Source organism: Chitinophaga horti (genome assembly GCF_022867795.2).
GTDB classification, from domain to species: domain Bacteria; phylum Bacteroidota; class Bacteroidia; order Chitinophagales; family Chitinophagaceae; genus Chitinophaga; species Chitinophaga horti.
The window spans coordinates 5819719-5841949 of sequence record NZ_CP107006.1; the positions used below are offsets into that span (position 1 = coordinate 5819719).

20 protein-coding genes are annotated in these 22231 nt (G+C 49.9%); 12 read left to right on the top strand and 8 right to left on the bottom strand.

The window, feature by feature from the left end; translation table 11 throughout:
• Positions 1-18: 18 nt before the first annotated feature.
• On the bottom strand, positions 19-168 hold the full coding sequence (locus MKQ68_RS23640) for a hypothetical protein (RefSeq protein ID WP_264281215.1): 150 nt from the start codon (positions 166-168) through the stop codon (positions 19-21).
• A 55-nt stretch (positions 169-223) separates the two neighbouring features.
• Positions 224-751, bottom strand: a complete 528-nt coding sequence (locus MKQ68_RS23645) for a gamma carbonic anhydrase family protein (RefSeq protein WP_264281216.1) — start codon at positions 749-751, stop codon at positions 224-226.
• Positions 752-811: 60 nt separating this feature from the next.
• Between MKQ68_RS23645 and MKQ68_RS23650 the strand changes: the two genes are divergently transcribed.
• Together MKQ68_RS23650 and MKQ68_RS23655 are read left to right on the top strand one after the other, a co-directional pair.
• Positions 812-1996, top strand: a complete 1185-nt coding sequence (locus tag MKQ68_RS23650) for an aspartate aminotransferase family protein (RefSeq protein WP_264281217.1) — start codon at positions 812-814, stop codon at positions 1994-1996.
• A gap of 41 nt (positions 1997-2037) precedes the next feature.
• Positions 2038-2241: a hypothetical protein gene (locus MKQ68_RS23655; RefSeq protein WP_244836773.1), complete on the top strand. Its 204-nt coding sequence runs from the start codon at positions 2038-2040 to the stop codon at positions 2239-2241.
• A gap of 4 nt (positions 2242-2245) precedes the next feature.
• On the opposite strand, the gene MKQ68_RS23660 is transcribed toward MKQ68_RS23655, so the two are convergent.
• The 3 genes from MKQ68_RS23660 to prfA all read right to left on the bottom strand — a co-directional run bounded on the left by MKQ68_RS23660 (position 2246) and on the right by prfA (position 4855).
• Positions 2246-2929, bottom strand: a complete 684-nt coding sequence (locus tag MKQ68_RS23660) for a YiaD family glycine zipper/OmpA-like lipoprotein (protein WP_264281218.1) — start codon at positions 2927-2929, stop codon at positions 2246-2248.
• 140 nt (positions 2930-3069) lie between these two features.
• The gene (locus MKQ68_RS23665) at positions 3070-3648 is read right to left on the bottom strand and encodes a DUF937 domain-containing protein (RefSeq protein WP_264281219.1); all 579 of its coding nucleotides are present in this window, start codon (positions 3646-3648) and stop codon (positions 3070-3072) included.
• A gap of 142 nt (positions 3649-3790) precedes the next feature.
• Entirely contained in the window at positions 3791-4855 is a 1065-nt protein-coding gene (gene prfA, locus MKQ68_RS23670; RefSeq protein ID WP_264281220.1) for a peptide chain release factor 1, read from the bottom strand.
• Between the two features lie 108 nt (positions 4856-4963).
• On the opposite strand from prfA, the gene MKQ68_RS23675 reads away from it, so the two are divergent.
• Positions 4964-6124 carry an amidohydrolase family protein gene (locus tag MKQ68_RS23675; RefSeq protein WP_264281221.1) on the top strand — a complete coding sequence of 387 codons (1161 nt, stop codon included), beginning with the start codon at positions 4964-4966 and terminating at the stop codon, positions 6122-6124.
• Positions 6125-6152: 28 nt separating this feature from the next.
• Positions 6153-7295 (top strand): mechanosensitive ion channel family protein, encoded by a 1143-nt coding sequence (locus MKQ68_RS23680; RefSeq protein ID WP_264281222.1) that lies wholly within the window; start codon positions 6153-6155, stop codon positions 7293-7295.
• Between the two features lie 60 nt (positions 7296-7355).
• On the opposite strand, the gene MKQ68_RS23685 is transcribed toward MKQ68_RS23680, so the two are convergent.
• The 3 genes from MKQ68_RS23685 to MKQ68_RS23695 all read right to left on the bottom strand — a co-directional run bounded on the left by MKQ68_RS23685 (position 7356) and on the right by MKQ68_RS23695 (position 9582).
• Positions 7356-7874: a thioredoxin domain-containing protein gene (locus MKQ68_RS23685; protein WP_264281223.1), complete on the bottom strand. Its 519-nt coding sequence runs from the start codon at positions 7872-7874 to the stop codon at positions 7356-7358.
• 10 nt (positions 7875-7884) lie between these two features.
• Complete coding sequence (locus MKQ68_RS23690) at positions 7885-8493, bottom strand: MerR family transcriptional regulator (protein ID WP_244836781.1); 609 nt, start codon at positions 8491-8493, stop codon at positions 7885-7887.
• A gap of 120 nt (positions 8494-8613) precedes the next feature.
• Positions 8614-9582 carry a M23 family metallopeptidase gene (locus MKQ68_RS23695; RefSeq protein ID WP_264281224.1) on the bottom strand — a complete coding sequence of 323 codons (969 nt, stop codon included), beginning with the start codon at positions 9580-9582 and terminating at the stop codon, positions 8614-8616.
• 340 nt (positions 9583-9922) lie between these two features.
• Between MKQ68_RS23695 and alaS the strand changes: the two genes are divergently transcribed.
• The 8 genes from alaS (at position 9923) to MKQ68_RS23735 (ending at position 21883) form a co-directional block, all read left to right on the top strand.
• Entirely contained in the window at positions 9923-12535 is a 2613-nt protein-coding gene (gene alaS / locus MKQ68_RS23700) for an alanine--tRNA ligase (protein WP_264281225.1), read from the top strand.
• Between the two features lie 388 nt (positions 12536-12923).
• Positions 12924-13958 carry a PDZ domain-containing protein gene (locus MKQ68_RS23705; RefSeq protein ID WP_264281226.1) on the top strand — a complete coding sequence of 345 codons (1035 nt, stop codon included), beginning with the start codon at positions 12924-12926 and terminating at the stop codon, positions 13956-13958.
• A 160-nt stretch (positions 13959-14118) separates the two neighbouring features.
• The gene (gatB, locus tag MKQ68_RS23710; protein ID WP_264281227.1) at positions 14119-15573 is read left to right on the top strand and encodes an Asp-tRNA(Asn)/Glu-tRNA(Gln) amidotransferase subunit GatB; all 1455 of its coding nucleotides are present in this window, start codon (positions 14119-14121) and stop codon (positions 15571-15573) included.
• Between the two features lie 79 nt (positions 15574-15652).
• Complete coding sequence (locus MKQ68_RS23715) at positions 15653-16816, top strand: AhpC/TSA family protein (protein WP_264281228.1); 1164 nt, start codon at positions 15653-15655, stop codon at positions 16814-16816.
• A gap of 76 nt (positions 16817-16892) precedes the next feature.
• On the top strand, positions 16893-17711 hold the full coding sequence (locus tag MKQ68_RS23720; RefSeq protein WP_264281229.1) for an endonuclease/exonuclease/phosphatase family protein: 819 nt from the start codon (positions 16893-16895) through the stop codon (positions 17709-17711).
• A gap of 399 nt (positions 17712-18110) precedes the next feature.
• Positions 18111-18944, top strand: coding sequence for a heme/hemin ABC transporter substrate-binding protein (locus MKQ68_RS23725; RefSeq protein ID WP_264281230.1), 834 nt, complete (start codon positions 18111-18113; stop codon positions 18942-18944).
• A gap of 3 nt (positions 18945-18947) precedes the next feature.
• A complete protein-coding gene (locus MKQ68_RS23730; RefSeq protein ID WP_264281231.1) occupies positions 18948-20003 on the top strand; it encodes a FecCD family ABC transporter permease in 1056 nt (351 codons plus the stop codon).
• Complete coding sequence (locus MKQ68_RS23735) at positions 20000-21883, top strand: heme ABC transporter ATP-binding protein (protein WP_264281232.1); 1884 nt, start codon at positions 20000-20002, stop codon at positions 21881-21883. The genes MKQ68_RS23730 and MKQ68_RS23735 overlap by 4 nt, the downstream gene beginning before the upstream one ends.
• The last annotated feature ends 348 nt before the right edge of the window (positions 21884-22231 follow it).

Consider the following 22231-nt stretch of genomic DNA (forward strand, 5'->3'; position numbering starts at 1 on the left):
TCTTTTATGAATAACGCGCTAAAACAGCTTATTCATATGTTTGGCCGCGCGTTTATTCTGTTTAGCGTTACCGCCCGAATAAAAATTACTGCCGGGGCAGCCCGTCTTTTGCGAAGCGCAGCCTGCCGCCATGGAGGCTACCCAAATTACAAGCAACCACTTTTTCATAGGTAAGGATTTATCCTGCAATATAACGTTTTTTATTAACGTATTGTGCGTGGGTCTATTCTCCCGGCGTTTCCTTGAACCAACCGCTGTACATCAGGTAGTTATTCGCGATGCGGTTGATTTCGCCGCTTATTAACTCCTGGCTGATCTCCTTCACCTTTTTTGCGGGTACACCTGCATAAATGCAACCTGCTTCTACCTTCGTATTCTCCAATACTACCGCGCCAGCCGCTATGATCGTATTGCTGCCGATGTGGGCATTGTCCATTACAATAGCGCCCATGCCGATGAGCACATTATCTTCTACCGTACAGCCATGCACGATGGCGTTATGCCCGATAGATACATTGTTGCCGATGATTGCTTTCGTTTTTTCATAAGTGCAGTGGATCACCGCGCCGTCCTGTACATTGACTTTATTGCCCAAACGAATGCTGTTCACATCGCCGCGTACCACGCAATTGAACCAGAAGCTACAATCGTCGCCGCTCACCACATCGCCTACGATCGTGGCATTGGGGGCTACAAAACAGTTTTCTCCCAGCTCTGGAAGTACGCCTTTAACAGGTAAAATAACGGGCATATTTTCTTTTTTAGGTGGATCAAAGATAGGAACTAACTTCGCATCCAATTAATGTAATCAATGAACAACAGGCAGCTTTTTTTACAACATGTGGCGCAAACATCGGATGCGCCGCTGGCGATTGAAATGGTGAAGGCATCGGGCATGTATATGGAAGATGCGCAGGGTAAACAGTACCTGGACCTTATTGCGGGCATCAGCGTTTGTAATGTAGGCCATTGCCACCCTGCGGTGGTAAAGGCTATACAGGAACAGGCGGCGTCTTACATGCACCTGCTGGTATACGGCGAGTTTGTGCAAAGTCCGCAGGTGGCGTACGCCAAACTGCTGTCTGACCACTTGCCTGAAAACCTCGATTGCGTTTATTTCACTAACTCCGGTAGCGAGGCTACTGAAGGTGCGATGAAGCTGGCTAAACGGCACACTGGCCGTACGGAGATCATCGCTTTCAAAAACAGCTACCACGGCTCCACGCAGGGCTCCTTAAGCCTGATCGGCGATGAATACTGGCGTAATGCCTATCGCCCGCTGTTGCCGGATGTACAACATCTTTCATACAATTCATTCGAATCGATAGCACAGATCACCACCCGCACGGCCTGTGTGATTGCAGAAACAGTACAGGCGGAAGCCGGTGTGCATCCACCAGCAAAAGAGTGGATACAAGCCTTACGTAAAAAGTGCACGGAAACGGGAACTTTACTGGTGCTGGATGAGATCCAATGTGGTCTTGGGCGCAACGGAACATTATGGGCGTTTGAACAGTTCGGTGTAGTGCCGGATGTGTTGCTGCTCGGCAAAGCATTGGGTGCAGGTATGCCGCTGGGTGCGTTTATTGCTTCCAAAGATATTATGTGGTGCCTGACGAATAATCCTGTGTTAGGCCATATCACCACGTTTGGCGGGCACCCGGTAAACTGCGCCGCCGGTATGGCTGGTATGAAAGCCTTGCTCGCGGAGCAAATGATTAAAGATGTAGCTGCGAAGGGAGCGTTGTTCGTTTCGCTATTGAAACATCCGTCAATTAAAGCGGTGCGCTGCCTGGGCCTTATGCTGGCAGTCGAGTTCGACAGCTTCGCCGTCAACAAAAAAGTAATTGACTATTGCATTGCCAATGGTGTCATCACCGACTGGTTCCTGTTTGCCCCGGAATGCCTGCGCATTGTGCCGCCGTTAATCATCTCCGAAGCAGAAATCAAACATGCCTGCGAAGTGATCTTACAGGGCATAGATGCTACTGCGTAGCCCGATTAAAAGAGGTCGCCATACGATCCCCGCTGCAAAACATGCGCCGCCGCGTGGTCCGTGTGAGCGGCCAGAAAATGAACGGGAATGAGATTGCGGAGCAGCTGTCGATGTTGCTGCAAACCGTTAAAAAAATACTGGCTACCTTGCTGCAGCACATCCCGGATACGGCATCAGACATAACTACCTGCATGGAAAAGCCCCCGAATAATCAGGGGGCTTATCAAATGCTTATGAAGAATTAATATTTTACTGTTTGCCAGCTTCGTTCTTAGCGTCTGATTTCATTTTCTCGTTCGCAAAGATGGAAAACTCTACACGACGGTTCTGTGCGCGATTAGCTTCAGAATCGTTCGCTACTTTAGGCTGTGTTTCGCCAAACCAGAATGTTTGCACCCTGTTAGCAGCCACACCCTGAGCTTTCAGGTAAGTAGCCACAGCGTTTGCACGCCTTTCAGACAGGCTGTAGTTGTAGGAGTCGGTACCTTTATCATCGGTATGACCTTCTACACGTACGTGCGTATCCGGGTATTTATTCAGGATCTCTGCCAGTTCGTGAATGTTAGATTTCGCCTGGGCGGTAAGATCTGATTTATCGAAACCGAAAAGTACACCGGAGTCGAAGGTTACGTTAATACCTTCACCTACACGTTCTACCTGTGCATTCGGCACTTCGTTCTTTATTTCTTCGGCCTGTTTGTCCATTTTTTTACCGATCAGTACACCTGCAGTACCACCTACAGCTGCACCAATGATAGCGCCGAGGGCTGTGTTACCTGCCGCACGGCCAATTACCGCACCGGTAGCTGCACCGCCGGATGTACCAATTACTGCACCTTTACCAGTGTTGTTCATTCCATTCCAGGTGTTACAGCTGCTGAACACGATTGTTCCAGACAAGGCCGCTACCACCATAAGTTTCATTCGTTTCATCTTGAATGTTTTTTTAATTGCTGCGTTTACTTTTAGAGGTGCAAGGTACAAAACAAAATCTTTGCCAGTTTCGTTTTTTAGTTACAATATATTGATAAACAAAATGTAAAAAATATCAATTTGTAATAATTACATTTTATTTAGTTGAACAATCCACCCAGCAATCCACCGAGGCCACCACTTTCGCCCTTTTGCTGCTGTTGCTGTTTAGCCCCTTTGCTCAGCATGCTGGTAAGGTCCTGGAAATCGACATCGCCGTCGCCATCTTTGTCCAAACCAAGTTTGGCCAATACGCCGCCCAGGTTAAGGCCTGATGCGCTGCCACCGGTGAGGGAGTTCAGGATGTCGGGCAGGTTAAAGCTGCTGTCGCCGGGGTCGTTGGTCTTTTTTACGAGTTTACCCAATACCATCGGGATCAAAGCGCCCGCGATCTGTGAAGCGGTGCCGCTGTTTAGTCCGAACTTTTGTACCAGGCTGCCTACCAGGTTACCGGAAATGTTGTTTACCACGGGGTTGCTCTCATTTGCTTCCGCTTTGCCGCTTAACAGGCTCAATACGCCCTGTGTGTTACCATTCGCCAGTTCGTTCTGCAAACCGGTAGCTACGGCGTTGGATGCCTCGCTGATCACGGCTTCATTTTGCTCATTGGGAACGGCGGGGTTGTTTACCACGGCCTCGTTGGCGGAGCTTTTCACTAATTGCAATAGCTGATCTAACATAGTTTTAGTATTTAAGGGGGAAGATGATACAGTTGCCTGGGAAAATAAAACAACGCACCCGGCGGTAATGTTTTGACCGGCATGAAAAAGGTTGATGCGTGCCCATGACGGTACACACATCAACCTGAATATGTTGCCTGGCTTAGTGTCCCTGCTTCATTTTTTCGGCGTTCTCCGCGAACTGCAACGCCTGGATCATGTCCTGGATGTCGCCGTTCATGAAGGCGTCCAGGTTGTAGACGGTCATGCCGATACGGTGGTCGGTTACCCTACCCTGTGGATAGTTATAAGTGCGGATTTTGGCGGAACGGTCGCCGGTGCTTACCAGTGATTTACGTTGCGCGGCGATCGCATCTTCATGTTTACGCACGGCTACCTCCCAGATGCGGGTACGCAGCATTTTCATCGCAATGTCGCGGTTACTGTGCTGGCTGCGGCCTTCCTGGCACTCTACCACGGTGCCCGTAGGAATGTGGGTAAGACGTACGGCCGATTCCGTTTTGTTTACGTGCTGACCACCCGCGCCGGAGGAACGGAAGGTGTCCATTTTAATATCGGCGTCGCGGATTTCCACGTCTACCTCATCGGCCTCGGGTAATACAGCCACGGTGGCAGCGGAGGTGTGTACACGTCCGGAAGCCTCGGTGGCGGGTACGCGTTGTACGCGGTGTACGCCGGACTCAAACTTGAGGGTGCCGTACACATCGTCGCCGTTCACTTCCAGTACTACTTCCTTGTAGCCGCCTGCGGAACCCGCGGTTTCGCTCATCACAGCTACTTTATAACCCCTGTTTTCACAGAAACGGAGGTACATGCGCAGCAGGTCGCCGGCGAAAAGGGCGGCTTCGTCGCCACCGGTACCGCCACGTATTTCAAGGATGGCATTACGCTCATCCTGGGGATCTTTGGGAATGAGGAGGTTGCGGATGTTAGCCTCGGCCTCGTCCTTTTGTTCTGCCAGGGACTCGGTCTCGGCTTTCGCCAGTTCCCGCATTTCCTCATCGCCGCTTTCCAGCACTTCCTTGTTAAAGGCAATAGCATCCAGCAGGTCGGTGTAGGCTTTGTAGGCCTTTACGATCTTTTCCAGCTGGCGGTATTCCTTGCTGTATTTGGAAAACTGCTTGTTGTCGCTCACCACCTCGGGGTTGGTAAGCGCCAGCGATACCTGTTCAAAACGGCCTCTTATGGCTTCCTGTTTATCTATCATGGTTATCTTTGATACCTGTTACGAATCTGCAGGCGCCGCTTCCTCATTTTAAACGGAGCGAGCTTGCAGGGTTGCAAAATTAACACCAATTCACGTAAATAGTACAGCATGCCGGAATGGATTAAGTTAACTGCCCGCGATATCTTCGACGGGCGCAGGTTTCTGGGGGAGGATAAAGTTTTGGTGATGCGACCTGATGGGGCCGTGGAGGCCATTATTGACCGCTCCGAGGCAGGGGAGGAGGTGCGCCGGCTGGACGGCTGGCTAAGTCCGGGCCTGATCAATACCCATTGTCACCTCGAATTATCGCACATGAAAGGCCGCATTCCGGAAAAAACGGGTTTGCCGGACTTTCTTACCACGGTGATGACACAGAGGCAACCGGATAGCCCGGAGCAGATTGCCGAAGCGATTGCCGCGGCAGAAACGGCTATGTTGGAGGCGGGCATCGTAGCGGTAGGGGATATTTGTAATACGGTAAACACTATCCCGCAGAAGCAAAAAAGCAACCTGTATTATCACTCCTTTGTAGAATGTATGGGCTTCGTCGACGCAAGCGCCCCCGCCAGGTTCGCGCAAATGCAGGAGGTGTACCAGGCCTTCCGCCAGCTGGATGCGGCTGGTGTACATACCACCACTTTGTCGCCACATGCCCCATATTCGGTCTCGGCCACCCTGTTCCGACTGCTGTCGGATCTCCGGGAGGAAGACCCTATTACCATCCACAACCAGGAGTGTTTCGCAGAAAATATGCTGTACGAATCCCGCGCCGGCGCTTTTCTTGGCTTTTATAAAAATTTCGGGATGGATATCAGTGGGTTCAGGGCGACGGGGCAAACCAGTCTGCCATCTTACCTGCCGTATTTCCAGTCGCCGGGTAATATGCTGCTCGTCCACAATACGTTCACTTCCGAAGAGGATATTCGTTTCGCCGCCGGTTCCGCCAAAAACATTTTTTGGTGCCTGTGTCCGAACGCCAATATTTATATCGAAGACACGCTTCCCTATATCGCGCTGTTCCGCGAACAAGGCGGGGTGATGACGATCGGTACCGACAGCCTCGCCTCCAATCACCAGTTATCAGTTTGGGAAGAAGCGAAAACGCTGCACGAGCACCATGCGGATGTTCCGCTCGAAGAGATCATGCAATGGGCTACGCTTAACGGCGCCCGCGCATTGGGAATAGAAAATACGTTCGGCAGTTTCGAGAAAGGTAAAAAACCAGGCGTAACAGTCATCGATAAAGACAGTAAAAAAGTATCTATTTAAATACATTTGCGGTTGCATAACAAATAATATGAACGACTTTTTAAACAGCCAATTTTTAGGAAACCCTATCCTCGACTACCTGATCGTTATTGGTGTGGTGTTGCTGGTACTCATTATCCGGCGCATACTTTCTACGTGGGTAGCGTCTATCTCATTCAGTTTTATTAAAGGGTGGACGCCCTCCCTGCAGCGCAGCGACTTTGTAAACCTGCTGGTAAGGCCGCTGGAATATTTGCTGGTATTCGTGGCCTTCATGCTCACGATCAATCGCCTGCACTTTCCACCACAACTCAACTTCCCGATTTATCGCAAACTCAGTACGATAACGGTCGATGGCAAGGTGGTGGAGCATATGACCACGCTCACTATCCACAATGTTCTTACTACGCTGCTCGAGCTTACAGTAAGCCTTTGTTTTATCTGGATATTCCTGCGCCTCATCGACTTTGTTGCGCTGGTATTGCAGGCTAAAGCGGATTTAACAGAGGATAAAACAGACAACCAGTTCGTCAGCTTCTTCAAAGACTTTTTCAAAGCCATCGTGGTCATCATCGGTGCGCTGATCGTCATACGGGTGTTGTTCGGACAAACAGTGGTAGAAAAGCTGATCGCAGGCCTTGGTATTGGTGCGGCGGCCCTCGCACTCGCCGCTAAAGAAAGCATCGAAAACCTCATCGGCTCTTTCATCATCTTCTCTGACCGCCCGTTCCGCGTAGGCGATTTTGTGAAGGTGGACAGCTACCAGGGTACGGTGGAAAAGATAGGCTTGCGTAGTACCAGGCTTCGTACGCTGGAAAAAACATACGTGACGGTGCCGAATAAAAAGATGGTAGACAGTGTGCTCGATAATCTGTCGCTCCGTACGCAGCAGCGTGCCGTATTACGTATCGAAGCCGCTGCCGATACGCCGGCTGATAAACTGGAAAAGGTGATCCGCAACATTCAGCAGTACCTGGAGCAACATAAAAACGTGGAGCCAGACTACGTGGTGAACCTGAACGACTTTACCAAAGACTCTTACGTAATACAAGTGATTTATCTCACCTATATTCTCGACGGCGCCCGTTATAACACGCTGCGGGAAGATATTAACCTGGCCATTATGCGCTTTATGGAGGAGCAGGATGTGAAGATCGCTGCTAAAGTAGAAGCGCCTACGGACAGGCAATAGTTAAAAAAGAAACGCTGCAAGTATTACCTGCAGCGTTTCTTTTTTGTATTGATAAGGTAACTATGGTTCCTCGGTTTTCATGATAATGCCGGCAATCGCATCTTCCAGGGCGCCGGATGGTTCGCCATTAATGCGGCCTACTTCCTTGCCTTCTTTCAGTACCACGATAGCAGGTGCCGTCTTTACTTTATAGCGATCATCGGCTTTTGTGCCGGAGTGCTGGTTTTGATCCACCGCGTAAGCTTCGAAGTTAGTTTCGGGTACGCTGGCCATAATCATGATCTTATAGAATTGCGGCAGCAATTTTTTACCGGCGGCGTCCCAGGTACTGGTAATGGCCACAAACTTGTATTTGGTATTGTTCGCCTTAATCAGGTTTACCTGCGTTTCTTTCGCCTCGTATTTATTGATGCCGGTATGGAACCAGGCCAGTTCCGGGTCGCTGGTCATCGTTTTCAGTTCAACTTTGCCCTTCATGATCTTAGAGCCGTCCGCCGCTTTCCCGGCTTCTGTCTGCGCCATTACTACAGAGGAAAGGAGTAAGCCACAGCCAGCCAGCATTGTCTTTAATCGCATCATGTATTAATTTTTATAATTGGTCTTTAAGTTCTGATAAAAATCCTTTGACTTTTAAAAGTGATTGTACCATTTCAAAATTACGGGCGGCTACTTTCCGGTCTTCCCGCAGTTTTTGCTTGGCACCTTCTATGGTGTATTTACGTTCTCTGAGTAAATGGTAGATGAGCTTCAGGTTTTGAATATCCTCCGGCCGGAAGAGGCGGTCGCCTTTACGGTTTTTCTTGGGTTGAAGAATATCGAACTCATTTTCCCAGTAGCGGATAAGGGAGGTATTTACGCGGAACATGTTCGCTACTTCGCTGATCGGGTAATAGAGTTTATCGAGTTTAAGCTTATCTATTTCCTGGATGATCTGCGGATCGTCGGCACTATCTTTCAGTGACTTGCGTCCCCGCTTTTTAGGCTTAGCTGCGTTAACGGCAGGCTGCTCCTGCGGCATGGGCGGCTTTTGCACCGTGATACTTACCGATACGGTTGCCGGTGGCGTTAATGCTGCCGGTTGCTGAATGATATGTTCGTCCTCTTTTTGCTCCACCTCCTGATCTTTCACTTGCGGCACTGCCTTTTCCTTCACCGGCTGCGGTTCAGAGGATCCAAAAAGGTCTAGTTGCTGCATCATGATGTTACGGTTAAGGGTAAGCTGATAGTGATTACAAAACTAATAATTTAAAGGACTGTTTTCACGATCAAGATACCCCCTTTTTCGCATCATTTGCCCAGGTGTGCAAGAATCATTCCATTAATCCAGTGACTGGTTGCTGGAGCGCGCTACCTTCAGCATTCTGTCGAATTGCTCGGCGGTAAGATCGTTGAAGAAGAAGAAGACAGGATCTACTTTTCCGTTGTTTTTAATTACCTCGTAGTGGCAGTGCGGACCAGTAGATTTACCGGTGCTGCCCACCCATCCTACCACATCGCCACGTTTAACGGCCTGTCCACGTTTTACCTTGATGCGCACCATGTGTCCATACAAGGTTTTGTAACCGTAGCCGTGGTTCAGTATCACGTGGTTGCCATACCCTACCTCGCTCATGCTCGCATCTTCCACGGTGCCGTCGCCGGTAGCATAAATAGGCGTGCCGGAGGGCGCTGCGAAATCGAGACCGCTATGGAACTTTACGGTTTTGTAGATCGGGTCTACCCGGTAACCGAAACCGGAAGCAATACGGTCCAGGTCTTTATTGGCTACTGGCTGAATGGCCGGGATAGAAGCCAGCATTTTTTGCTTGTTCTTGATAAGATCGTCTATCTGTAAATATGATTTCTCCTGTATTTTGATCCGGTTGGTAATTTCGGCCAGTGTGTTGGAGGTCGCTTCGATCACCTCGCTGTTGGTGAGTGTTTGCAGCTTTTCCTCGTTCTTCTTCACTATATCACCGGCACGCACGCTGTCTGCAATCGGTGTCGCTTCAAATATCACCCGGTAAATTTCATTGTCGCGGTGCTGCAGTTCGGAAAGTTGGCCTTTCACTTCGCCCAGGCGGTCTTTCAGCAGGTCGTACTGTTCCTTCATCTGGTCTATTTCACGGCGCAGGTTTTTTTCCTTCGGAGAATCCAGGAAGCGGTATGCTACCGAAAGGAAAAGGATGCCGGTTACGATGGCGGCCGAAAGAAAGCCCAGTATACGCAGGATTTTTACGCGTACGGATACGACGAGCTTTTCATATTTGAGCGTTTGTGTGTTGTAGAAATATTTGACCTTCTTCATTGAACCAGGTGTGTCTAAAGCTGGGCGCGTTCATCACTGAACGTTCATCCACTTGATTTATTTCGGGCGCTTTGGCCGTTTTCGGGCTAAAAACGCTTTTCTGCTTCGTTTTTGAATAATGCGACAGCTTTCAATATTTTTGCACCGCGCCTGAAATTGGCGGCTAAAGAATTGGGCTGGCACAGCGGGGTTAAACATAATGGAATTTCGCGAACAAACCATTTCCCAAGGATATAGTCTGGTAACCGGCTTATTTTCGCTGGGATACAAATTAAAGCCAAATTTAACATAGTCGCAATTATAAAATTTAAAATAGATATTAATACCTAGCAATACCTTTATGACAGCAGCCCAGATCAGACAACAATTCCTGGATTTCTTCGCTTCCAAAGGCCACACCATCGTGCCTTCGGCCCCGATCGTATTGAAAAACGACCCTACCCTCAAGTTTACTAACGCGGGTATGAACCAGTTTAAGGACTATTTCCTGGGCAACCAGGCGGCGCCCTGGAAACGCGCGGCCGACACACAAAAGTGCCTCCGCGTAAGCGGCAAGCATAACGACCTCGAGGAAGTAGGTATCGACACCTATCACCACACGATGTTCGAAATGCTGGGTAACTGGAGCTTTGGCGACTATTTTAAGAAAGAAGCCATTGCCTGGAGCTGGGAACTGCTGAGCGAGGTGTATAAAATCCCGAAAGACAGGTTGTATGTGACTGTTTTTGAGGGAGATAGCAAAGAAAACCTGGAGAAGGACACCGAGGCTTACGAGTTCTGGAAACAGTTCGTGGCCGAAGACCGTATCCTCATGGGTAATAAAAAAGATAACTTCTGGGAGATGGGCGACACTGGTCCCTGTGGCCCCTGTAGCGAAATACATGTGGACTGTCGGCCAGATGCGGAACGCGCCCTGGTAGACGGCGCTACCCTGGTGAACGCCGACCACCCTCAGGTGATCGAGATATGGAACAACGTATTCATGCAGTTTAACCGCCTGAAAGACAAGAGCCTGCAACCCCTGCCTGCCCAACACGTGGACACTGGTATGGGCTTCGAGCGACTGGTGCGCGTGCTGCAACAGAAAACGTCCAACTACGACACCGACGTGTTTCAGCCAACCATTCGCGTAACTGAAACGTTCTGCGGTAAAAAGTATGGCGAAACCGAAAAGACCGACATCGCCTTCCGCGTAATTGCCGACCATATTCGTGCGATCTGCTTCGCGATTGCCGACGGACAGCTGCCGTCTAACACCGACGCCGGTTACGTGATCCGCCGCATCCTGCGCAGGGCGGTGCGTTACTACTATTCCTTCCTGGATGTGAAAAAGCCCCTGCTGCACGAACTCGTGCCACAACTGGCCGGGCAATTCGCCCACGTATTCCCGGAGCTGAGCCAGCAGGTTGATTTTGTGAAGAAAGTGGTGTTTGAGGAAGAAAACAGCTTCCTCCGTACCCTGGAAGGGGGTATCCGTCGCGTAGAAGACGTGATTGGCGCCGCTAAACAGAAGAACATCGATGGCGCTACCGCCTTTGAATTATATGATACCTACGGCTTCCCTTACGATCTCACCGCGCTTATCGCTTCTGAGAACGGCTTCGCGGTAGACGAAGAAGGTTTTAAGGCCGAGCTGCAGAAGCAGAAGGACCGTTCCCGTGCGGCCACCGCGCTGGACATGGGCGATTGGACGATGCTGGACGAGCAGCCTTCCGGTAAGTTCATCGGCTACACTACCCTGGAAGCCGACGCCAAAGTGCTGAAATACCGCAAGGTAAAGGCAAAAGGTAAGGAGCAATACCAACTGGTACTCGACCAAACCCCTTTCTATGCCGAAAGCGGCGGGCAGGTAGGGGATACTGGCGTGCTCGACTTTGCCGGTGAAACCATTATCGTTACCGATACAAAGAAAGAAAACGACCTGATCGTACATTTTACCGATACGCTGCCTGCCAACGTGGCCGCGCCGGTAAAAGCGACCGTTAATAAAGAGGTACGCATCAATACCGAAAAGAACCACTCCGCTACCCACTTGCTGCATGCTGCGCTGCGCCTGGTGTTGGGTAACCACGTAGCCCAGAAAGGCTCCCTGGTAAACGGTGAAAACCTGCGTTTCGACTTCTCCCACTTCGCTAAAGTAACCGACGAGGAACTGGCAAAGATCGAAGCGATCGTAAATGAGAAGATAAGGGAAAACATTCCCGTAGTGATCAAAGAACTGCCCAAGGAAGAAGCCCTGAAATTGGGCGCTATGGCCCTGTTTGGTGAAAAGTACGGCGATGTGGTGCGTGTTGTGGTAATGGATCCTGCCTATTCGGTAGAACTGTGTGGCGGTACCCACGTAGGCTCCACTGGTGAACTCGGTATCTTTAAATTCGTAGCTGAAAGTGCGGTGGCTGCTGGTGTACGCCGTGTAGAAGCGGTAACCGGTGCGAAAGCAGAAGCTTATATCAACGAGCAATTCGAGATATTGAAGGCGGTGAAAACGCAGCTGAAGAATCCTAAAGACCTGGCAAAAGTAATCGAGAACCTCGTGAACGACAAAGCCGCCCTGGAAAAACAGCTGGCTGCCCTCGAACTGAAACAGGTGCAACAGATGGCTGCTACCCTGCCGGCGAAGGCGGTAGCAGTAAACGGCATCAACTTCCTCGGTCTGCAGATAGAAGCCAGCAGTGCGGATACCCTCCGTCAGCTTGCCCTCGCGCTGAAGCCCCTGATGGAAAACTTCGTCGTGGTACTGGCGGCCGAAGTGGCCGGTAAAGCCCAGGTAGTGGTAAGCATCGCGGACAATTTGGTAACTGAAAAAGGTCTGGACGCCACTAAAATCATTAAAGAGAAGATCGCCGGCCTCATCAAAGGGGGCGGCGGTGGACAGAAGGCTCTCGCTTCGGCAGGTGGCCAGGAAACTGCACAGCTTCAACAAGCGATTGACGCAGTTAAAGATTCCTTGTAACAGTCTCATTATCAATATCGAAAGGGTCGTAAGCATCGCTTACGGCCCTTTTTTTGGATTTATCGTATCGAACGGCTACATCCTTCGACAAACCTGGCTATATCCTTCGTAGATAGTCCGTATATCCTTCGTAGATACTTCGTAAATGATTCGTAGGTATACGAACCTTATACGAAGGATATACGAACCATATACGAAGGATGAACGAAGGATGCAGCAATTTTGCTTAAAGGATGTTGAGTTGATCGCCGATGGTTTATCGGTCCATCCGGCCCCATCCGTAAGCTGAAATTTTTAACATTCTGTTAGTCCATCGACCCGCTTTTTAACTTTTTCTTTTTAGCCCTCACCGATAAATTTGTGTGGAAACAATCAATTACATCAAACCATGAATAAGCTGTTATACACACTGGGCCTTGCAGGCATGACTGCCGTTGCCTTGCCGGTTATAGCGCAGGAGAAAGGAGCGAATAAACTCGGCGAATACGATGAGATTATTTTGAAGAGAAAGGATGGCAAAGACGGGAAGGTAACCGTCGAGATCAAAGACGGTGAGGTGTATGTGGACGGTAAAAAGATCAGTGAATATAAAGGAGAAGACATTTCCGTTTACCATCGCCGCAATACGCCGGTGGATGGCAATACTTTCAGTTTCAGGGGCGCGCCGCGTGGCGGCATGCAGCTCTACCGCGGCGAAGGGGCTCCCGAGGCCCCATCGCTTGCTGGTAAAGCGGTGTTAGGAGTTATTACGGCCAAGGAAGAAGCGGCTGGCGCAACGGTGAAAGAAGTGTCCGAAGGCAGCGCTGCCGAAAAGGCCGGCCTCAAAGAAGGCGACGTTATCACCCAAGTGAATGATGCTAAAATCAGCGAACCACAGGAACTGTTCGAAGCCATTGCTGCTAAAAAGCCGGGTGAGGAAGTGACCGTGACGTACCTGCGTAATAAAAAGGAAAGCAAGGCAAAAGCTAAATTGGGTGAGAGGCCGGCAGCGCCGTTAAACTTCGGTGGCGATGATGGCAATACCTTCAACTTCCGCAGCATGCCGCGTGGCGGGGACGATAATACGTTCGACTTCCGCAGGATGCCTCGTGGCGGCGACCTGGAGGACTTCTTCGGAGGTATGCAGCGCCAGAGAGAAGATAATAGCACCCGTCTGGGACTGTCTGTACAGGATACAGAAGACGGTAAGGGTGTAAAGGTGCTGGACGTAACTGAAGGCTCCGCAGCGGAAAAGGCCGGGTTTAAGGAGGAGGATGTGATTACAGAACTGGGCGGTTCTGCCGTACGGTCGGCCCGCGACGTGGTAAGCACCTACCAGGCGAACAAGGCTAAAGGCGAACTGAACGCGAAAATACTTCGCGGCGGCAAAGTGCAAACGCTGACCGTAAAAGTGCCAAAAAAGCTGAATAAAGCAGATTTATAGGTTTTCATACAATAGATATAGTTTAAGTGTTAGCGTAACAAAAGGCCTGCTTAGTGCAGGCTTTTTTATTGGCAGAGGGGCATTATCCCTCCCAACCAAAATTCCCCCACCATTATCCCAGTTTGAATATCTTTGTACGAATCGTCCGGACACAAATATCATGAGCTTGAACATCGATTATAGTAAGTACGAAGCCGTAATAGGGCTGGAGGTGCATGCACAGCTGCAAACGGTGAGTAAACTGTTTTGTAACGACAGCGCAGCATTCGGCGGCGCTCCCAATACGCATATCAGTCCCATCACCCTGGCGCACCCGGGTACATTGCCCTTTTTGAACAAGAAGGCCGTAGAGTACGCCATCCGCCTGGGCCTGGCCTGCCATTGTGAAATAGAAAAGGAGAACTATTTTGCCCGTAAAAACTATTTCTATCCCGATCTTCCCAAAGGATACCAGGTATCGCAACATACTGCGCCTATTTGTAAAGGTGGCTACGTAGCTATAGTAACAGATGCAGGTGCCCGTAACATCACACTCAACCGCATCCACCTGGAAGAAGATGCCGGCAAATCGATACACGACCAGGACCCGGACAATACCCTGATCGACTATAACCGTGCAGGTGTGCCGCTGGTGGAGATCGTGACCGAGCCGGATTTACATACTTCGGACGAAGCCTACGCTTACCTCACGGTGTTGCGCCGTCTCGTGCGCTTCCTCGAAGTGTGCGATGGCAATATGGAAGAAGGAAGTATGCGTTGCGATGCGAATATTTCCATCCGCCTGAAAGGCGATACCAATTTAGGCACGAAGGTGGAAGTGAAGAACATGAACTCTATCCGCAACGTGAAACGTGCGATCGATAACGAAGTAAAACGCCAGATCGAAATGACGGAGCGGGGCGAACGTATTGTGCAGGAAACCCGCAGCTTCGATGCTGCTAATGGCAGCTCGTTCCCACTTCGATCTAAAGAAGAAGCAAACGATTACCGCTACTTCGCCGAGCCAGACCTGGCGCCGTTCAACTTCTCCGATGCGTTTATCGATGATATTCGTAAGGCCTTGCCGCCATTGCCGGAACAACTGGTGCAAAAGTATGTGCAGCAACTTGGCCTGCCCGAATACGATGCGAACGTGCTTTGCGACGACCGCGAAACAGTGCAGTATTTCGAAGCGCTTATTGCAACCACACCGCACTACAAAGCCGCAGCCAACTGGATGCTCGGTCCTGTAAAGTCTTACCTGAACGAACATAGCATCAGCATAGATCAGTACCCGCTTCCTGCCGCTTCGCTGGCGGCGCTCATTGCACTGGTGGCAGATGGGAAGGTGAATTTTTCCATCGCCTCTTCCCGCATTTTACCTGAATTGATAAAGACGCCGGAAAAAGCGCCGCTCGATATTGCCACTGGGCTAAACCTGGTGCAGGATACGGATGCCGGCAGCATTGCACCGATCGTAGATGAGGTGCTGGCCAAATATCCGGATAAGGTGAAAGAGTTTAAAGCAGGTAAAAAAGGATTGATGGCGCTGTTCGTAGGAGAGGTAATGAAGTTGTCCAAAGGAAAAGCAGATCCTAAATTGACTAACCAGTTGCTGGCGGAAAAACTCCGTTAAAAGAAGGTTAACCTGCCTTTCGATATCGCTTTTAACACCTATTTTTGAAAGATTCAGTTATCAAAACAAAAGACCCGAAATGAAAAAATCAATATTACTGTCAGCTTTCGCAGCCGCGTTGTTCGCAGTGGGCTGTAATGAGCAGGAGGAGAAAGGGGAGTTTAAGATAGATGTGAAGCTGGCCAATGCACCGCTGAATAAAGTAGTGCTGGAAGAACTCACGATAGAATACCCGAAGATCGTAGATAGCACCAACATTACTGATCCTGCCGGCAAGTTTACGCTGAAAGGATTGGTGAATACACAGGGACTTTACCGCATTCGTTTTGAAGATGGTAAGTTTATTATGCTGGCGCTGGATGCAGGCGACATCGCGATCGACGGAGACTATAATCAACTGGAGAAGATCGCGGTCAAAGGTTCCGACGGCACCGTGGAAATCCGCGATATGCTGAACAAGTATAACGAGAAAAGCGTTACGCTCACCGGCCTTCAGATGCGCATGGACAGTCTGCAGCAGATCAAAGGTACCGATAGCCTGCAAGCGGTTACGAACGAGACGTTCACCAAAGAGGTAGAAGCCTTGAAAAAAGAGGTAATAGATGTGACCAACAATTCTAAAAACCCGGCCACTGCCGCTTTTGCGTTTACACTGTTGCCTCCGGAAACGCCACAGGAGCAAACTGCTTATAAAGAGCGTTTGGCCAACCTGGAAAAACGTTTCCCGCAGAACCCATTTGTAAAATCAGTAGCGCAAAAGCTGGGCGAACAAATGAAACAGGACGACCAGCCACAGCCAACTGGTCCGGAAGATGGTCCGGCTAAAATGATTGGTCAAACCGCGCCTGACTTTACCCTGCCGGATGTTAATGGCAAAATGGTAAGCCTGAGTTCTTTCCGCGGTAAGTATGTACTGGTAGATTTCTGGGCCAGCTGGTGTGGTCCTTGCCGCCAGGAGAACCCGAACGTAGTAAAAGCGTATAATGCCTATAAAGCGAAAAACTTCACCATATTGGGTGTGTCGCTGGACAGGGAAAAAGCAGACTGGCAAAAGGCAATTGCGGCTGACGGTCTTAACTGGGCGCATGTGAGTGACCTCAAGTTTTGGGAATCTGCAGTCGTGCCTTTGTACAACATCAACGGTATACCAACCAACATCCTGCTCGATCCTTCCGGTAAGATCGTAGCTGCTAACCTCCGCGGCAACGCGTTGGAAGCGAAGTTGGGCGAATTATTGAAATAATATCTTCCCGAATAAATCGTTTTGAAGAGGCTGTATCACGCAACGATGCAGCCTCTTTTTATGTCGACGAACGTATATGCCAGCTTTTGTTAGATTGATTATACTCGCCTGTGTCTTGCTGCTGACGGGCGTTTCCACCTATGCTTCCATCATCGTTTGCACCTGGAACATACGCGACTTCGGACAAACGCGCACCGATGAACAGATCCGTTATATCGCGCAAACGATTAAACATTGTGATGTAGTATCCATACAGGAAGTGGTGGCCGGTGCAGGTGGTGCGCAAGCCGTGGCAAAACTGGCGGAGCATTTGAATCGTACCGGTGTGCGGTGGGATTACGTGGTGAGTGTGTCCACGAGCAGCAGTGCGTATAAGCGCGAACGTTATGCTTTTCTTTGGAAGACGAGCCGCCTGACTAAAATCGGCGCTGCCCGGTTGGAAAAGCAATATCACTTACAGATAGACCGCGAACCGTTTTACATAGATCTAAAATATGAGAAGCAAATATTTACGCTTGCCGGCTTTCACGCCATTACTGCAAAGCAGCAACCGGAGCGGGAGGTAAAGTATCTGCGCTATTTGCCGGTCACGAAAGGGCCTTATCCGTTAGTGTTTTGCGGCGACTTTAACCTGCCGTCTTCCCATAGCGTATTTAACCCGTTTAAGAAGATGGGTTACCTGCCTGTACTCACTACGCAAAAGACATCGCTTCGTCAAAAGTGTAGGGGGATGGATTGCCTGGCTTCCGCATTCGATAATATTTTCATACCGCATCGGCAATTAAATGTGCTCCGCTCCGGCGTGATTCACTTCTATCGCGACTTCCCCCTGTTCGATCAGGCAAGGGGTATTTCTGACCATATTCCTGTATTCGCCGAGATCGACTTCAGGTAAAAGTAGCCTTTCAGGGTGGTGTTTACGTCAGCCATGAGCCTACATCTTCCCGCTTGCGTAAATTAATTGTCAAAAATTTCCCGATTTGATTATTAGGTTACAATTTTATGACTTAGTTTTGTTCCACTCAATTACTCCGCGCTAACTAAGTCTTACCTGGTAACTTCCGCCGTTATCAAGCAAGTCTTGTATTACCAATTCGACCTTTCAACTCAATCATTGTGTACCTGTCCGGCTTTTTAAAAAATGCCGGGAGGGGAACTTATTGCTTAAAGATAACCTTGCCGGGCATGGCGGAGTAATTGCTCCGGTAAGCTGGTGGTTGGCCCAATTCTAGACAGGGCCGATCATCTTTTTTGTCTGAAGCGTGTATTGTTTAAACATTAAATCATTACCAGGATGAAAGCTTTATCGCGTGCGCTTCCGGCTATGTTGCTGGCCTGTGCATTGTTGATCGTAAATACGGCGCAGGCGCAAAAACGTATCGTATCGCTCAACGGAACAGTAACCGAAATTCTTTGCGCACTCGGGTTCGAGAAGCAATTAGTAGGTGTGGATGTGACCAGTACTTACCCGGCATCTATGCAAAAAGTAGCCAAGGTGGGTCACAACCGCAACATCACTGCAGAACCTGTACTGGCATTGCAGCCAGACCTGGTGATCACTACATCTAACCACGTATCGCCTGCGGTGTTGGAGCAGTTTAAATCAGTAGGGGTTAAGACCGTCGTACTTACCCAGGAGTATTCACTGGAAGGTACCTGTACCCTCATTAACCAGGTAGCTGCTGCGCTGAACGTGGCTGCGAAAGGCGCTGCGCTTTGCAAACAACTGGAAACAGACCGCCAGGGCATTAAAGCGTTAAGCCGTCCGAAAAAGGTATTATTCATTTATGCGCGTGGTGCCGGTACCATGATGGTGGCCGGTAAAGAAACCTCGCTTGATAAAATGATCACCCTCGCCGGTGCAAAAAATGCAGCGGATGGATTCAAAGATTTCAAACCGTTAACAGCCGAAGCACTTGTGGCTGCCAATCCGGATGTGATCCTGATGTTCGATACCGGGCTGGAAAGCATGGGCGGTGTGAACGGTTTATTGAAAGTGCAGGGCGTAGCACAAACTACGGCCGGTAAAGAAAAGAAAGTAATCGTCATGGACGGTCAGCTGCTCACCGGCTTTGGCCCGCGTATAGTACAGGCGCTGCGCGAACTTACACAGAAGATAGAGGGATAGTGAATGAATAAAGGAATGAAACGCGCAGGCATTGTTACGGTACTCGTAGGTATGCTGATCGCAGCGGTTGTGTTTAGTACAGGCATTGGTGCCATGCCCATTTCACCCATGCAGGTAATCGCGATCTTACTCGCGAAAACTGGTATTCGTGTACCCGTAGCTTACGAAGAAGGAACGGCCGCCGTATTATGGATGATCCGTTTACCGCGCGTTGTATTAGGCGTCATCATCGGCGCCGGATTGGGTATTGCGGGTGCCGCGTTACAGGGATTATTCCGTAACCCGTTAGCCGATCCCGGACTGATAGGCGTGAGCGCTGGCGCATCGCTTACAGCGGTGATGCTCATCGTACTGCAATCTTCCTTTTCCTTTTTTGCTGACAGTCCGCTCTTACAATATTACCTCATGAACATCGTCACTTTTTGTGGCGCTGTTGTGGCGGTACTAATCGTGTTCCGCATATCGCTGCGTAATGGACAGGCGATCATGTCTACTATGTTGCTGGCGGGTATTGCGATCAACGCGCTGTGTAATGCCATCACCGGGTTAATGACTTATGTATCCACCAATGAACAATTGAGGAGCATCATTTTCTGGTTGATGGGCAGCCTGGGCGGGGCGAGCTGGCGTACAGTGCTGGCGGTGTTGCCCTTTGTGGTGCTCCCGCTGATATTCCTGCCACGCATCGCTTATGCATTAAACGTGTTTGCCCTGGGTGAACGTGAGGCAATGCACAGCGGTGTGAAGGTAAGCCGTCTGAAAACACAGCTGATCATATGTGCCACCATGGCCGTTGCAGCAGGTGTTGCGGTGGCCGGGGTGATAGGCTTTGTAGGACTGGTAGTACCGCATATTGTGAGGCAGGTCACCGGGCCAGACAATCGCATTCTTATTCCCTGTTCGGCTTTGCTGGGAGCAGTACTACTCACCGTTTCAGATCTGCTTTGCCGCACCATTGCCGCTCCGGCGGAAATACCGGTAGGTATTGTAACGGCAATCATCGGTACGCCCTTCTTTATCTGGCTGATATTAAAAGAGAAAAAATCGCTGGCCATATGATGCTTGAAGTAAACAACCTCACCGTAGAATTAGGCGGCAGGCCCATTCTCCGAAACCTGTCAATACAGGCGGGTACGGGCGCGGTGTGTGTATTGATGGGTGCGAACGGTGAAGGTAAATCTACTTTGCTCCGCACCCTGGCTGGAGAATATCCTCATTACACCGGCGAAATAAAAATGGCAGGCCGCAACCTGCGGCAGATGAGCATTAGCGACCAGGCGCAGCAACGTGCCGTGTTATCTCAACAACTCTCGCTTTCATTGCCATTCACCGTGCAGGAAGTAGTAGCGATGGGGCGCTATGTGCATGGTGGCCGTAGTGCTACAGCCGATAAGGAGCTGGTGAACTATGCTTTAAGGCAGCTACAGGTATACGACCTGCGTGACCGCTCTTACCTCACACTTTCGGGCGGACAAAAGCAACGGGTGCAAATGGCCCGCGTGCTGGCGCAACTGCTGGAAGTGCCGGATATACAGGGCATGGATTATGCCGGCAAAAAAATATTATTACTCGATGAGCCGGTTACCGGTATGGACATCCTGCATCAGCAGCTGTCGCTTCAATTAGCGCAGCAGCTGGCGAAGCAGGGCGTACTGGTAGTAGCTGTGCTGCACGATTTTCAATTGGCTGCAGCGTATGCGCAACATGTATGGATGCTGAAGCATGGAGGTGTACACTCCAGCGGCACTGTACGTAACGTATTTACGCCGGCTAACATTTCCGCCTGTTTCGGTATTGCCGTACAGGTGCTGGAGCATCCCGGCTTCAACTACCCCCTGGTAGTAACCACTACAGGGGAGGGCCCAATTCAATTACCAACTGCCGCTACGGCATTAAACGCATTAAATATGAGTACAGTAACTGCCACATCGCTGAAAGACAAATGGCTGCAATTCCGTGTAGATAATCCGAAAGTACGCATCCGCGATGCCGCGCAACAGATCGGCACCAGCGAAGGTGCATTGGTGGCTGCTTTTGCAGGCACCTGCGTAACCCGCCTTAACCCCGATTTTCGTGCATTGATCAAATGTATGCCCGAGCTGGGGAAAGTAATGGTACTTACGCGCAACGAAAGCTGCGTGATCGAAAGGAAAGGTGTGTTCGAGAAAGTAGATGTAGATAATCCGCATGTAGGCCTGGTATTGGGTGCTGATATCGATCTGCGTATGTTCATGAATAAATGGGCACATGGTTTTGCAGTGAACGATGATGAGGCTTCCGGCTTTAAAACATCCATCCAGGTATTTGATGGCCAGGGTGTAGCAGTGATCAAGTTTTATCCTACCGATGCCACAGATCGTGCAGCATGGGATAAGGTAGTGGCTGATTTTACGGCGGATGTGCAGGATAACATGATTGCGGAACAAGCACCTGCAAGAAAACCCGTGTATGCGGAACAGGTAGATAAGACAGCCTTCCTGGAAGAATGGGCGGTATTGAAAGATACGCATGACTTCTTCCCGCTGATCATGAAACACAAAGTTTCCCGCACACAGGCGCTGGCGCTGGCAGAAGGCCGCTTTGCCCGCAAAACCTCCAACGAAGCGGCGAAACAGCTGTTGGAACAGGCGGCGGCATCCGGCCTGGAAATTATGATTTTCGTAGGCAACCATGGTAATATTGAAATACATACCGGCCCGGTAAACAAGATCCTCGAAATCCCTGGATGGATCAACGTAATGGACCCGGACTTGAACATCCATCTGAAAATGGGCGACATTGCTCAAAGCTGGATCGTGGAGAAGCCTTCGGTAGATGGTGTGGTAACTTCACTCGAAGTATTTGACGCCGCCGGTGAAATGATTGTACAGTTCTTCGGCAAACGTAAGCCCGGCCAACCCGAGCTGGAAACGTGGAGAGCATTGGCCGCAACATTATAAGCCAGCCATATATTTTGTAAAGTCCCGGCGGTTACGTCGGGACTTTTGCATCTACCCCTCGTCGTCATTGCGAATGAAATGAAGCAAACATCCGCTACAATAGAAGGCTGCACGCGAGTTCTTATGTTTAAAAAGTTATGGCATCGAAGTTTGTTTCGCTCCGCTGGCAATGACGTCGCTACTATACCGAGACTACGCATTTATTTTTCCCGATTGCGTAAACGATTTTCCCGTTTGCGTAAATGAATTCCTGTTTCAACATCTAATTTTGTCATTACTCCGCCCGCCTTCAGCATACGCCTGTTTCAGGTGTTTGCTGCATATCTATACGCTTTTCTGCCATAAACC

Excerpts from the sequence above, each read along its gene's own strand:
- MKQ68_RS23640 (WP_264281215.1), bottom strand. The coding sequence starts at position 168 with ATGAAAAAGTGGTTGCTTGTAATTTGGGTAGCCTCCATGGCGGCAGGC.
- MKQ68_RS23645 (WP_264281216.1), bottom strand. The coding sequence starts at position 751 with ATGCCCGTTATTTTACCTGTTAAAGGCGTACTTCCAGAGCTGGGAGAA.
- MKQ68_RS23650 (WP_264281217.1), top strand. The coding sequence starts at position 812 with ATGAACAACAGGCAGCTTTTTTTACAACATGTGGCGCAAACATCGGAT.
- MKQ68_RS23655 (WP_244836773.1), top strand. The coding sequence starts at position 2,038 with ATGCGCCGCCGCGTGGTCCGTGTGAGCGGCCAGAAAATGAACGGGAAT.
- MKQ68_RS23660 (WP_264281218.1), bottom strand. The coding sequence starts at position 2,929 with ATGAAACGAATGAAACTTATGGTGGTAGCGGCCTTGTCTGGAACAATC.
- MKQ68_RS23665 (WP_264281219.1), bottom strand. The coding sequence starts at position 3,648 with ATGTTAGATCAGCTATTGCAATTAGTGAAAAGCTCCGCCAACGAGGCC.
- prfA (WP_264281220.1), bottom strand. The coding sequence starts at position 4,855 with ATGATAGATAAACAGGAAGCCATAAGAGGCCGTTTTGAACAGGTATCG.
- MKQ68_RS23675 (WP_264281221.1), top strand. The coding sequence starts at position 4,964 with ATGCCGGAATGGATTAAGTTAACTGCCCGCGATATCTTCGACGGGCGC.
- MKQ68_RS23680 (WP_264281222.1), top strand. The coding sequence starts at position 6,153 with ATGAACGACTTTTTAAACAGCCAATTTTTAGGAAACCCTATCCTCGAC.
- MKQ68_RS23685 (WP_264281223.1), bottom strand. The coding sequence starts at position 7,874 with ATGATGCGATTAAAGACAATGCTGGCTGGCTGTGGCTTACTCCTTTCC.
- MKQ68_RS23690 (WP_244836781.1), bottom strand. The coding sequence starts at position 8,493 with ATGATGCAGCAACTAGACCTTTTTGGATCCTCTGAACCGCAGCCGGTG.
- MKQ68_RS23695 (WP_264281224.1), bottom strand. The coding sequence starts at position 9,582 with ATGAAGAAGGTCAAATATTTCTACAACACACAAACGCTCAAATATGAA.
- alaS (WP_264281225.1), top strand. The coding sequence starts at position 9,923 with ATGACAGCAGCCCAGATCAGACAACAATTCCTGGATTTCTTCGCTTCC.
- MKQ68_RS23705 (WP_264281226.1), top strand. The coding sequence starts at position 12,924 with ATGAATAAGCTGTTATACACACTGGGCCTTGCAGGCATGACTGCCGTT.
- gatB (WP_264281227.1), top strand. The coding sequence starts at position 14,119 with ATGAGCTTGAACATCGATTATAGTAAGTACGAAGCCGTAATAGGGCTG.
- MKQ68_RS23715 (WP_264281228.1), top strand. The coding sequence starts at position 15,653 with ATGAAAAAATCAATATTACTGTCAGCTTTCGCAGCCGCGTTGTTCGCA.
- MKQ68_RS23720 (WP_264281229.1), top strand. The coding sequence starts at position 16,893 with ATGCCAGCTTTTGTTAGATTGATTATACTCGCCTGTGTCTTGCTGCTG.
- MKQ68_RS23725 (WP_264281230.1), top strand. The coding sequence starts at position 18,111 with ATGAAAGCTTTATCGCGTGCGCTTCCGGCTATGTTGCTGGCCTGTGCA.
- MKQ68_RS23730 (WP_264281231.1), top strand. The coding sequence starts at position 18,948 with ATGAATAAAGGAATGAAACGCGCAGGCATTGTTACGGTACTCGTAGGT.
- MKQ68_RS23735 (WP_264281232.1), top strand. The coding sequence starts at position 20,000 with ATGATGCTTGAAGTAAACAACCTCACCGTAGAATTAGGCGGCAGGCCC.